The 11,228-nt window shown below is 69.8% G+C and carries 14 protein-coding genes; 5 read left to right on the top strand and 9 right to left on the bottom strand.

Translation table 11 applies throughout. The features are described from left to right. The 3 genes from D7Y13_RS30485 to D7Y13_RS30475 all read left to right on the top strand — a co-directional run. On the top strand, positions 1 to 443 hold a 443-nt coding region (locus D7Y13_RS30485), incomplete at its 5' end, for a DNA-3-methyladenine glycosylase family protein (RefSeq protein ID WP_147452525.1). 91 nt (positions 444 to 534) lie between these two features. Further along, the gene (locus tag D7Y13_RS30480; RefSeq protein WP_120582283.1) at positions 535 to 1,686 is read left to right on the top strand and encodes a zinc-dependent alcohol dehydrogenase; all 1,152 of its coding nucleotides are present in this window, start codon (positions 535 to 537) and stop codon (positions 1,684 to 1,686) included. 33 nt (positions 1,687 to 1,719) lie between these two features. Further along, positions 1,720 to 2,154 (top strand): hypothetical protein, encoded by a 435-nt coding sequence (locus D7Y13_RS30475; RefSeq protein WP_120582282.1) that lies wholly within the window; start codon positions 1,720 to 1,722, stop codon positions 2,152 to 2,154. Between the two features lie 23 nt (positions 2,155 to 2,177). On the opposite strand, the gene D7Y13_RS30470 is transcribed toward D7Y13_RS30475, so the two are convergent. The 4 genes from D7Y13_RS30470 to D7Y13_RS30460 all read right to left on the bottom strand — a co-directional run bounded on the left by D7Y13_RS30470 (position 2,178) and on the right by D7Y13_RS30460 (position 4,899). Then, complete coding sequence (locus D7Y13_RS30470) at positions 2,178 to 2,537, bottom strand: GFA family protein (RefSeq protein ID WP_120533395.1); 360 nt, start codon at positions 2,535 to 2,537, stop codon at positions 2,178 to 2,180. 161 nt (positions 2,538 to 2,698) lie between these two features. Further along, a complete protein-coding gene (locus D7Y13_RS48275; protein WP_233595281.1) occupies positions 2,699 to 2,941 on the bottom strand; it encodes a hypothetical protein in 243 nt (80 codons plus the stop codon). A gap of 95 nt (positions 2,942 to 3,036) precedes the next feature. Next, positions 3,037 to 3,474 carry a hypothetical protein gene (locus D7Y13_RS48270; protein WP_233595280.1) on the bottom strand — a complete coding sequence of 146 codons (438 nt, stop codon included), beginning with the start codon at positions 3,472 to 3,474 and terminating at the stop codon, positions 3,037 to 3,039. A gap of 177 nt (positions 3,475 to 3,651) precedes the next feature. Beyond that, positions 3,652 to 4,899, bottom strand: a complete 1,248-nt coding sequence (locus D7Y13_RS30460; RefSeq protein ID WP_120582281.1) for an MFS transporter — start codon at positions 4,897 to 4,899, stop codon at positions 3,652 to 3,654. A gap of 65 nt (positions 4,900 to 4,964) precedes the next feature. On the opposite strand from D7Y13_RS30460, the gene D7Y13_RS30455 reads away from it, so the two are divergent. Next, complete coding sequence (locus tag D7Y13_RS30455; RefSeq protein ID WP_120533392.1) at positions 4,965 to 5,657, top strand: SIMPL domain-containing protein; 693 nt, start codon at positions 4,965 to 4,967, stop codon at positions 5,655 to 5,657. A gap of 22 nt (positions 5,658 to 5,679) precedes the next feature. Here D7Y13_RS30455 and D7Y13_RS30450 read toward each other — a convergent pair whose 3' ends face one another. The 4 genes from D7Y13_RS30450 to D7Y13_RS30435 form a co-directional block, all read right to left on the bottom strand. Beyond that, a complete protein-coding gene (locus tag D7Y13_RS30450; protein ID WP_120533414.1) occupies positions 5,680 to 6,948 on the bottom strand; it encodes a pyridoxal phosphate-dependent aminotransferase in 1,269 nt (422 codons plus the stop codon). Between the two features lie 46 nt (positions 6,949 to 6,994). Continuing rightward, entirely contained in the window at positions 6,995 to 7,477 is a 483-nt protein-coding gene (gene dps / locus D7Y13_RS30445; protein WP_120533413.1) for a DNA starvation/stationary phase protection protein Dps, read from the bottom strand. Between the two features lie 102 nt (positions 7,478 to 7,579). Further along, the gene (locus tag D7Y13_RS30440; protein WP_120533391.1) at positions 7,580 to 8,107 is read right to left on the bottom strand and encodes a carboxymuconolactone decarboxylase family protein; all 528 of its coding nucleotides are present in this window, start codon (positions 8,105 to 8,107) and stop codon (positions 7,580 to 7,582) included. Positions 8,108 to 8,113: 6 nt separating this feature from the next. Continuing rightward, the gene (locus tag D7Y13_RS30435; protein ID WP_120533390.1) at positions 8,114 to 8,668 is read right to left on the bottom strand and encodes a peroxiredoxin; all 555 of its coding nucleotides are present in this window, start codon (positions 8,666 to 8,668) and stop codon (positions 8,114 to 8,116) included. A gap of 230 nt (positions 8,669 to 8,898) precedes the next feature. Between D7Y13_RS30435 and D7Y13_RS30430 the strand changes: the two genes are divergently transcribed. Then, positions 8,899 to 10,494 carry a sigma 54-interacting transcriptional regulator gene (locus D7Y13_RS30430; protein ID WP_233595279.1) on the top strand — a complete coding sequence of 532 codons (1,596 nt, stop codon included), beginning with the start codon at positions 8,899 to 8,901 and terminating at the stop codon, positions 10,492 to 10,494. Positions 10,495 to 10,534: 40 nt separating this feature from the next. On the opposite strand, the gene D7Y13_RS30425 is transcribed toward D7Y13_RS30430, so the two are convergent. Beyond that, complete coding sequence (locus D7Y13_RS30425; RefSeq protein ID WP_120582280.1) at positions 10,535 to 11,122, bottom strand: hypothetical protein; 588 nt, start codon at positions 11,120 to 11,122, stop codon at positions 10,535 to 10,537. Positions 11,123 to 11,228 lie beyond the last annotated feature (106 nt).

The following is an 11,228-nucleotide window of genomic DNA, read 5'->3' as shown; positions in this document are numbered from 1 at the left end:
GGGTGGGGCAGGGCAAGGGCTTCACGCCGGAGAGGCTGCTCGCGCTGCCGGACCTGAGCCTGCGCGAAGCAGGCCTGTCCGCGAACAAGCTGCTGGCCATCCAGGACCTGGCGCGCAAGACGGTGGATGGCACCGTGCCGCCGCTCGCCCGGGTGCGCCGCATGTCCGACGCGGACCTGATTGAGCACCTCACGCAGGTGCGGGGCATTGGCCAGTGGACCGTGGAGATGCTGCTCATCTTCCGCCTGGGCCGGCCGGACATCCTGCCGGTGGACGACTACGGCGTGCGCAAGGGCTTCATGGTCATGAACGGCCTGAAGGAGATGCCCAAGCCCAAGGCGCTGCTGGCCTACGGCGAGCGCTGGCGCCCGTACCGCACGGTGGTGAGCTGGTATTTGTGGCGGGCGGCGGACCTGCCCGTGGGCACCTTCGCCCCGTTGTAGGACCGCCCGGCGAGCTGGCCCTCGGGGCAGACCGTCCGTTGTCGTGGCGCGCGGCCGTCCTCACCCCTAGGGGACGGAGGAATCAACGCGCATGCGTGCACTCACCTATCAAGGTCCCTACCGCGTCCAGGTGGAGCAGAAGCCCGATCCGCGCATCGAGCATCCCCAGGACGTCGTCCTCAAGGTGACCCGCTCCGGCATCTGCGGTTCGGACCTGCACCTGCTCCACGGGCTGGTGCCGGACACGCGCGTGGGCTGCACCTTCGGCCACGAGTTCACCGGCGTGGTGGAGGAGGTGGGCGGCGAGGTGTCTCAGCTCAAGAAGGGCGACCGCGTGGTGGTGCCCTTCAACATCTCCTGCGGTACCTGCTTCTACTGTCAGCGCGGCCTCACCGGGAACTGCGAGAACAGCAACCCGGGCAGCGACGTGGCGTCGGGCGTGTATGGCTATTCGCACACCACCGGCGGCTTCGACGGCGGGCAGGCGGAGTACGTGCGCGTGCCCTTCGCGGACGTGGGGCCCATGAAGATTCCGGACGGCATGGACGACGAGTCCGTCCTCTTCCTCAGCGACATCCTGCCCACCGGCTACCAGGCCGCGGAGATGGGGGAGATAAAAGGCGGGGAGACGGTGGTGGTGTTCGGGGCGGGCCCCGTGGGCCTCTTCGCGATGAAGTCCGCGTGGCTGATGGGCGCGGGCCGCGTGGTGGCGGTGGATCACCTGCCGTACCGCCTGGAGTTCGCGCGGAGGTTCGCCAACGTGGAGACGGTGGACTTCAAGCGGGTGGGCGACATCGTCCTGCACCTGAAGGAGCTGTTCGAAGGCCGGGGCCCGGACGTCTGCATCGACGCGGTGGGCATGGAGGCGGAGGGCTCGCGCGCGCACCGCGTGCTGGGCCTGGGGCTGAAGCTGGAGGCCGGCGCGCCCACCGTCATCCAGTGGTGCATCAACTGCGTGCGCAAGGGCGGCAACATCTCCATCATCGGCGTGTACGGGCCGCCGTGGAACTTCATCCCCATTGGCACCGCGATGAACAAGGGCCTGACGCTGCGGATGAACCAGGCGAACACCCGGCGCTACATGCCGCACCTGCTGGAGCACATCCAGAAGGGGCGCATCGACCCGAAGGCCATCATCACCCACCGCTTCCCGCTGGAGGAGGCGCCGGACGCGTACGAGCTGTTCTCCGACAAGCAGGACGGCTGCATCAAGTGCGTCCTCATGCCCCACGGTCACGCCTGAGCTGAACCCCACCGAAAAACAGGAGGCACGTCCATGCCCCAGAAGACACCGCGCAAGCCAGGCGCCGCGAAGCCCCGTGCGAAGTCGAAGCCGAAGCCGACGGACATCGCCGTGGACCTGGATCCGTCCCAGCGTCCGGGCGTCCCGATGGAGACGGCGCCGCAGCCGCTGGCGGGGGCCCGGGTGCCCATCGCGTCCCAGCATGCGGACGTGCCGGTGTACAAGCACGCGGGCCGCAAGCAGATGCCGCCGGTGTTCGGCACCGCCCAGCCTCCGCGGGGGCTCAGTGGCCTGCTGCGAAGGGCCGCCTATGCGAAGCCGGACCACCACCCCGGGCACTGGGTGCTGCTGCTGCTGGCGGACCGGGTGGACGTCTGGGAGCACCGCGTGAAGAGGTCGCTTCCCTGGGCCGCGCCCTCGGCCGTGGTCCTCGCCGCCGGCCTGATGTGGCGGGCCCGCCGCGCTTGAGGCGGCGGGCCGCGCGGCAGGCCTTAAGCGTCCCGGCCGTTGTAGGGCATGGGGGTGAGCGTGGAGAGGTCCACGCCGTCCAGGCAGCGCACGTTGATGGCGAACATCCGCTTGCCATCCGGGCCCACGCCGGTGCCGTAGGACTCCACGCCGCAGTTGGAGCAGAAGAGGTGGTCGATGACCTTCTTGTTGAACTGGTAGAGCTTCTGGTTGTCCACGCCGGCCAGGGGCTTGAACTGCTCCGGGGGGACGAAGGTCAAGAGCAGGCCGCGCTTGTGACAGATGGAACAGTTGCAGCTCACCACCTGCGCCAGGTCCGTCCGGGCCTCGTACTGGACCTGTCCACAGTGGCATGCACCCGCGTACGTCTTCATCTCCGCCATGTCGCTTCCTCCAGGGGTTCGTGGGAGCCGGGCCGGAGCCTGCGCTCCGCCCACCCGGACCGTGGCGCGAATCAATGACAGAGGTGGCGGGGACCGCAAGCGACCCCGGGAGCACAGCCGTGCCCCGGGGTGCTTTTGCGGCGGTGCGTCAGGACTTCACATCAGTCAGAGGTGGTCATCACGGAGACCATCCGCACGAAGCGGCGGTCGGTGCTCACCGCGGCGATGACGTAGCCGGCCGTGTAGCCCGGCGCGCCGCAGCCCCGGCAGCTCCAGCCGGTGACGTAGAGGCGGTTGCTGTTGCGGGAGATGGCCGTGATGAAGGCCGTCGCGCCCTCCACCTCGTCCACCGTCGGGGTGGCGGAGAAGATGTTGCCGCTGAGCCGCGCGATGAGCTCCTTCACGGTGAAGGGCTCGAAGATGCTGCTCTGCGGACCGAAGTAGGAGCTGAACGCTTCACCCTGGGTGGCCTGGTTCGCGACGCCCTGCCCGTTGGCGATTAGCCCTCCTGGATGCGCGAGGCGTTGGCCAGCGGGCCGGTGGCGCCGTACAGCGACGCGGCGGTGCCGGCGACCGGGCTCAGGTACAGGGGCGCGGCCACCGGGTTCGCGTCGTTCAGCTCGTAGAAGTCCGCGAAGTACTTCGCCGCGGTGCCCGTCAGCGACTGCTGGAACAGCGTGTCGTTGAGGCGGGTGGTGAGGTAGGCGCGCTCCGCGCTGTCCACGCCCGTGGGGCCGCCGGTGTCGTTGAGGAACGCGTTGAGCGCGGTCTTGAGCTCCGAGCGGATGACGGTGGCGCCGCCGGGGCTGGTGGTGCCGCGCGCGGTGGTGATGCTCGCCTCGAAGGCGGGGATGCTGGTGGTGGACGTGGCGAGCGCCGTCGGCGCGGTGAGCAGGACGAGCCCGCCCAGGAGCGACTTCATCGACTTGTTCATCATGGGAACCAGAACCTCTTCACTCGCGGGGCCGGGGGACCGGCGCCCGCGTTCGGGGGGAACTTCAGACGGCGCGGTGGCAAGTGCCACGCGCCCCTGACAGGTCCGGCGTGAGGTTCCGGTGACACGCGGCCCCGTGACACGTCCGTGATGAACGGCGACGGGCGTGACGGAAATGTTTCACGACACGGGCTGGGTCGTGGGGGCGGGGCTGTTGCGGCGCAGGGGCGCGAGCAGCGCGAGGAACGCGGCGGACAGCGCGACGCCCAGCAGGAACACGTTCGGGTAGCCCCAGCCTCCGAACTTCGGATCCGCGAGCAGTCCCGCCAGGGGCCCGGCGGGGGCCTTGCCCGCGACCTCCACACTGGCCAGCAGCGTGTAGTGCGTGGCGCCGATGCGGCGGTCGGTGCGCGACATCATGAAGGCGAACATCACCGTGGTGAGCGCGCCGCCGAAGAACTCCTCGGTGAGGGTGACGCCCAGCACGCCCGCGTCGCTGACGCCCACCTGCGTGAGCAGCCACCGTCCGGCCAGGGGCAACAGGCGCAGCGTCCCGGTGAGCGCCACCGCGCCCAGGAGCGGCAGGCGCACGGCGATGAGCCCGCCACACGTGGAGCCGATGAGCGACGCGGCGGTGCCCCACGTGCCCACCCACAGGCCAATCTGGGCGGGCGTGTAGCCGGCGTCCACGAGGAAGGGCTTGTAGAGGACGTCGGACATGGACTCGCCCAGCTTGTACGTGCCGATGAAGAGCAAGAGCCACCCGGTGCCCGGCACGGTGAGCGCGGACTTGAGGCGCGTCAAGAGCGCGGGCCAGTCCAGCTTCGGCCCGGCGGGCCCCTCCTGCTCACGCGGGGGCGGCTCGCGCACGAAGAGGACGACGGTGAAGACCGTGAGGCACAGCGCGGCCATGACCAGGAACAGGCCCGACCAGCCGATGCGCGAGCTGGCCCACACGAGCAGCCCGCCGCCGGTGAGCATGCCCAGCTTGTAGCCCACGACCTGCGCGGTGTTGCCCGGGCCCAGCTCCTCCGGGCGCAGCAGGTCCACCGCGAAGCCGTCCACCGCGATGTCCTGGGTGGCGGCGAAGAGGTTCATCACGAAGATGAGCCCCAGCAGCAGCGGCAGCGAGTCCCGCTGCGCGGCGAAGGCGGCGCCCACGCACGCCAGGGCCAGGCCCGCCTGCATGGGCAATATCCAGGAGCGGCGCCGGCCCACGCGCTGGGAGCCGTAGCGGTCCACCAGCGGGGCCCACAGCGCCTTGAGCATCCACGGCAGCGACAGCGCGCCGGCGAACCCCAGCGCGGCCAGCGAGACGCCCCGCGTGCGCAGGTAGACGGGCAGCGCCGTCACCTGGAAGCCGAACGGAAGTCCCTGCACGAAGTAGAGGGCGCACAACAGCCACAGCCGGGACGGGATGCGTCGCATGGTCGTGGGGGCAGCCTATACTCCCGCCCTTCCAAACGCGTGTGGCTGGGAACGAAGAGGGGCGCATGTCGGAGCAGGCCGGGACCGAGTCGGGAATCATCGTCGTGGAGCTGTCCGCCGACCACGAGCTGGAAGCGGACCACGTGGACGCGGTGGTGGAGGTGAAGGCGTCCGCCTTCTTCACCGGCAACGCGGCGTTCACCAACGCGAGGGAGGTGGTGGTGCTGGTGCGCGCGCTGGAGGAGCTGGGCGTGCCCCGCACGGCCGTGACCCTCCAGTCGGTGCAGGCGGAGATGTCGGAGGGGCTGCTCACGCGCTCGTCCTCGGCGGTGTACATGCTGCGCATCCGGCTGGAGCAGGTGGAGCGGCTGGGGGACGTGCTCGCGGCCTTCAGCACCCTGAAGCAGGCGACGCTGCGCGAGCTCAAGTGGGGCTATTCGCGCGAACTGGAGTTCCGCCAGGACTGGCTGGAGGCGCTGGCGCGCGAGTCGGTGAAGAAGGCCCGCCGCGTGGCCGCCGGGCTGGGCGTGAAGCTCGCGGGGCTGCACCGCTTCTCCGAAAAGACGCTGGAGTCGCACCTCTTCGCCACCGGGCGCGGGGGTTACAACGCCGGTGACGAGGGCTCCTCCGTGCCGATGTATCCGGGTGGCAGCTACACCAAGGGCCGCGTGGCGCTGGGCTTCCCGCTGTCGCACCGCAAGAAGGTGCACGTGATGGCCACGGCGGAGTTCCGCAGCGTGCCGACCCCGGAGTCCTGACCGGGGCCGGCGCTGCCGGGCTTCAGGTCGCGGGCGTGTGCTGGAGCACCAGCGCTTCCAGCCGCTGCAGCGCCTTGTCCAGCGTCTCCCACGAGGGGCCGAAGGACAGGCGCACGTAGCTGCGGAAGCGCGAGGCCCGGGCGCGGCGCTTGCCCGGGTTCACGTCGAAGAACTCACCGGGCACGGTGATGACCTTGTGCTCCAGCGCGGCGCGGAAGAAGGCCATGCCGTCGTTGAGCGGCGCGGGCAGTCCGGACAGGTTGCCCCAGACGTAGAACGTCCCGTCCGGCGCCCGGTCCGTGCGGATGCCCAGCCGCTCCAGGCGCGAATGGAACTTGTCGCGCTTCTCGCGGAAGGTGGCGTGGATGGCGCGCGTCTCCGCCACCACCGGCTCCTCCTGGAGCAGCGGAATCGCCGCGCGCTGCAGGGGCCGGCTGCCGCCGCCGTCCAGGAAGCTGCCCGCGCTCGACACGGTGTCGATGACCTGCTTCGGCCCCACCGTCCACGTCATGCGCCAGCCCGGGTAGCGCCAGTTCTTGGTGAGCCCGTCGAAGAGCACCACCGGGTCGCGGTTCACGTCCTCCACGTAGCGGGCGGCGCTCTCCACCGGCAGCACGCCCGGACGGCCCGTCCAGATGTAGTGCGAATAGAACTCGTCGATGAGCAGCGAGCACTCCAGCTCGCGCGCGACGCCCACCCACCGCGCCAGTTCGTCGCCCTGCACCAGCTTGCCGGTGGGGTTGCATGGGTTGGAGAAGAGCAGCGCGGACAGGCCGCGCCCCTGGATTTCGCGGCGCAGATCCTCGTGGGTGAAGGCGTAGCCGCGCGAGCCCTCCAGCAGGATGGGGATGGCGGTGAACGCCTTGAAGACGTCCAGCAGCTCTTCGTACGCGGTGTAGTCGGGCAGGAAGTGGCCCAGGTTCACGCTGCCCAGGCTGGCCGCGGCGCGGGTGAGGGCCGCGCGGCCACCGCCGGACAGACACACGTTCTCCGCGCTGTACTGGCTGGGCAGGCCCTTGCGGTAGAGGCGGTTGTAGAGGCTGGCGATGGCCTCCCGCACCTCCCACAGGCCCGCGACGGGCGCGTACTCCTGGTCCGCCATGTCCACCGTCACCTGGCTCACGCGGGGCGGGGCGCCGGGCAGGTCGCCCGTCTCCGGCTGCCCCTGGCCCAGGTTGCACCAGTCCGGGTCGCCGGGACGGTAGCCGCGGCGGGTGGCCTCGGCGGTGACGAAGATGACGCCCGTGCGGGGCACGGTGCGGAAGGCATGCAGGGGGACGCTGTCGCTCACGGGGGGCACGCTAGCGCGCCCCCCACTTCGGTGCAGCCTCCCTGTTTCAGCCTTCCAGGGACGCCCGCAGGAACCAGGCGTGCTTCTCGAACTCGGTGATGATGCCGGTGAACAGGTCCACCGTGTCCGTGTCCTGGTGCCCCTCCACCTGCTTGCGGCTGTCGCGCAGGCCGGCCAGGTACACCTCGATGCGCTCGGCCAGCAGCTTCACGTGCTCCAGGTCGCGGGAGGTCTCCTGCGGGTACTCAGGCAGGCGGCTGTGCGTGCCCACGTGGCGGCTGGTGCCGTACGCCCGGCCGCCCAGCGTCACGGCGCGCTCCGCGATGGAGTCGTTGTGGTTGGCGAGGCTCACCGCGAAGGTTTCAAACAGCGGGTGCAGGGCGGCGAACTGCGGGCCCTTGATGTTCCAGTGGGCGACCTTGATCTGCGAGTGCAGGTCCAACCCGTCCGACAGCCGCTCGTTGAGGGTGGCGGAGATGGCGGTGCGGGCCTGCTCGGAGAGGGGACTCGGGCTCTTGTAGAGGGCCATGGGGGACTCGTGCCTTTCGAAGAGAGGGGTGGAAACAAAGCGCCCCCCGGTGTTTCCACCGGAGGGCGCCAGGAACTTCATGTCACGGAGCGCAGCGGACCCTTACGACTCCAGGCCCACCGCCGCCGCGTGGATGACGCTGGCGATGCGAACCGCGTCGTGCACGTGCTCCTCGGTGAGGCCGCCATCCAGCACGACCTTCTCGTGGGACTGGATGCACATCTCGCAGCCGTTGATGGCGCTGACCGCGAGGCAGACCAGCTCGAAGTCCACCTTGTTCGTCAGCACCTGCGCGAGCCGGTTCATCCGCAGTCCCGCCCGCTTGGTCGAGTACGACTCCTTCCCGATCATGTGGCGGAAGCGGTAGAAGACGTTGTTCATCGCCATCAGCGAGGCCGCCGCACGTGCGTCCTCGATGACCGGCCCGGACTTCTCACCCAGCGCCTGCTTCGCCTCGTTCAGCATCGCCTCCTTCAGCCGGTCATTCCGAGCGGCGAAGGCGCATGCCACGGCCGTACCCCAACGCTGCTCCGGGGTGAGGGTCGTGCTCTCCAGGACGGCGGAGAGGTTGAGGCGGGTGTCCTTGTGGGCATCCGCGAGTTCACTGCGGACGACTTCGAGCGAGGCCATGGTGGGTTACCCCGCCTTCGCCAGCTTCGAGGTGAGGGTCTCCTCACCCTTCTGCCAGTTGCACGGGCACAGCTCGTCCGTCTGGAAGGCGTCCAGCGTGCGCACGTACTCGCCCACGTTGCGGCCCACGGACAGGTCGTTCGCGGACACGTGGCGGATGATGCCCTCGGGGTCCACGATGAACGTGGCGCGCAGGGCCACGCCCTCTTCCTTGTGCAGGATGCCCAGCGCGGCGGACAGCTCGCGCTTGACGTCCGCCAGCATGGGGAAGGGCAGGCTCTTCAGGTCCGGGTGGTGCGTGCGCCACGCGTGGTGCACGAACTCGTTGTCCGTGCTCAGGCCCAGCACCTGCGCGTCGCGGTCGTTGAAGTCCTTGTTGCGCTTGCCGAACTCCGCGATCTCCGTGGGGCAGATGAACGTGAAGTCCTTCGGCCACGCGAACAGGATGAGCCACTTGCCCTTGTAGGTCTCGTTCGTGATGTCCTGGAACTCCTTGCCCTTCTCCAGGCTCACGGTGCCCTTCAGCTTGAAGTTCGGAAGCTTGTCGCCGACGGTCAGCATGGATTCGACTCCTTGGGATGGGGGGCGGGCCATCGTGGTCCACCCCAGAGGTTGTGGTTGCTACGGTGTAAAGCAGCTCCCGTGCCAGTGCTTCAACTTCTATGATTCCAGGGGTTTGCGTCAGACCCTCGAATCCGCACCGGCGGGGCGGTGCTGCCGGGAGGGTGAATAACGAAATCCCGGTGCTTGTCGCCACTGCAATTTCGGTGGGCCGCTATTATCGGTAACACATGCCGGATGAACTGATGGGGCGCCACCCGGAAGTGACGCAGGATGCTCGGGAGCTGGTCGAGCTGGCAACCACCGAAGAGGGGGTGGGGGAACTTCTCCGTCGGGGACTGGACTGGCTGACGCGGGTGGTCCCCTTCGACCTGGCCACGCTGTTCCTCCTCAAGGAGGGAAAGCTGGAGGCGGTGGCTGCGCGTGGGCCGCTGGCGAACCAGGCGGTGCGCAAGCACTCGCTCCAGCTGTCGGACTTCCCATCATTGCGGCAGGCGCTGGAGACGCGGCGCGCGCGGGCGTTCACGGAAGAGGACCACGCGCACGGGGATGGGGACCCGTTCGACGGGGTGCTGGACTTGCCCGCGGGCCACTCGTGCATGGTGGTGCCGCTGTGCGCGGGGGAGCGCTGCTACGGCGTGCTGACGTTGGATCGCGCGGAGTGCGTCGCGTACGCGCAGCCGGTGGTGGACCTGGTGGAGGTGTACGGGCAGATGCTGGCCACGGCGCTCCAGGGCGCGGAGAAGCAGGTGGTGGTGGAGCGGCTGCACCGCCAGGACCACGAGCGCGCCAGGCTCCTGGAGTCGCAGCTGGGCGGGGACTCGGAAGGCATCCTGGAGACGTCGCTGAGCCCGGTGATGCGGGACCTGTCCCGGCGCGCGCGGCAGGTGGCGGAGACGGACACGCCGGTCTTGATTACCGGTGAGACGGGCACGGGCAAGGAGCGGCTGGCGCGGGCCATCCACCGCTGGAGTTCGCGCAGGGACCAGCCCTTCGTGTCGCTCAACTGCGCGGCCATTCCGGCGGGCCTGCTGGAGAGCGAGCTGTTCGGCCACGTGAAGGGCGCCTTCACCGGGGCGAACCGCGACCGGGCGGGCCGCTTCCAGATGGCGAACGGGGGCACGCTGCTCCTGGATGAGATTGGCGAATTGCCCGTGGAGCTGCAGGCGAAGCTGTTGCGCGCGCTCCAGGAGAAGGCGTTCGAGCCGGTGGGCAGCGACAAGACGGTGAAGGCCGACGTGCGCATCCTGGCGGCCACGCACGTGGACCTGCACCAGGCGATCGCCCAGAAGCGCTTCCGCGAGGACCTGTTCTATCGCTTGAGCGTGTTCCCGCTGCGCCTGCCGCCGTTGCGCGAGCGGCGCGAGGACCTGCCGCAGCTCACGGTGTTCCTGTTGGAGGAGCAGGCGCGGCGCATCGGCCGGCGCGGGATGCGGGTGACGGCCTCCGGGCTGACGCGGCTGGCGGCGTATGACTGGCCAGGCAACCTGCGCGAGCTGGCGAATGCGTTGGAGCGCGCCACCATCCTGACGCAGGGGCAGGAGCTGTCGGCGAATGCGTTCGACCTGCCGGTGGGAGGTGCTCCCGTGGGGGCGCACGTGGCTTCGGTGGAAGCCCCGGCGGCGCTGCCTTCAGGAGCGCCGGTGGCGACGCTGGCGGCGGTGCAGCGCGAGCACATCCTGCGGGTGCTGACGTTGACCCGGGGCCGCGTCTACGGCGACGGCGGCGCGGCGGCGCTGCTGGGGCTCAAGCCGTCCACGCTGCAGAGCCGGATGAAGAAGCTGGGCATCGCTCGGCTGGAGGGGTTCACGGCCGAGGAGGCGTGACGGGCCGGAGGATGCGTCCCGGCCCGGCCTCCGCGCTGGCTCAGTACCAGCGGCTGTCCTCGCGGGCCTCGCGGCGGTCCTCGCGCATCTCCTCACGGTTCTGTGACTGCTCGGCGCGCGCCAGCTGCACCAGGTCCGCCAGCAGCATCCGCTTGCGCATCACGCTGCCGCTGTCCATGCGGCCATAGAGCCCGTTCAGCTCCTGGGCGATGCCGCGCGTCTGCCGCAGGGCGCGGGACTCCTGGCGGGCGTCGCGCACGTCGTCGCGGCGGTCGTCGCGGTCATCCGAGCGGTAGCCGTCATGGCGCACTTCGCGCGTGCTGCCGCGTGCCTCGCGCTTGTCCTGGGCCAGCTCGCGGTGGGACTCGTTCAGCTCCGCCGCGACGTAGTCGCGCAGGTCCTGCTCCACCTGCATCAGGTCGCGCCGGGCGTAGCGGCCGCGGGCCGAGTCGTACCGGGCGAGCAGCGACTCCACCTGGCGCAGGTCCTGGCGGTCATCGCGCGTCTCGCGCCGGTCCTGCCGCAGCTCCTGCCGGTCACGGCCCTGCTCGGAGGGCTTGCGGAAGTCGCCTGCGTGGGCCAGGGCCGGGAGGGAAAGCGCCATCGTTGCCAGCAGCCACTTCGCCATGGGGTGTCTCCTTCAAGAGCGTGTCTGCCCTGATGGACGGGGCAGGGCGCCGCGCATTCAAAGGAGACGACTCCCCAGCGGGGTACGACCGGGGCCTACGCCACCG

The organism is Corallococcus praedator (assembly GCF_003612125.1).
In the GTDB taxonomy this organism is placed as follows: domain Bacteria; phylum Myxococcota; class Myxococcia; order Myxococcales; family Myxococcaceae; genus Corallococcus; species Corallococcus praedator.
This window is presented reverse-complemented; position numbering and strand designations above follow the sequence as displayed.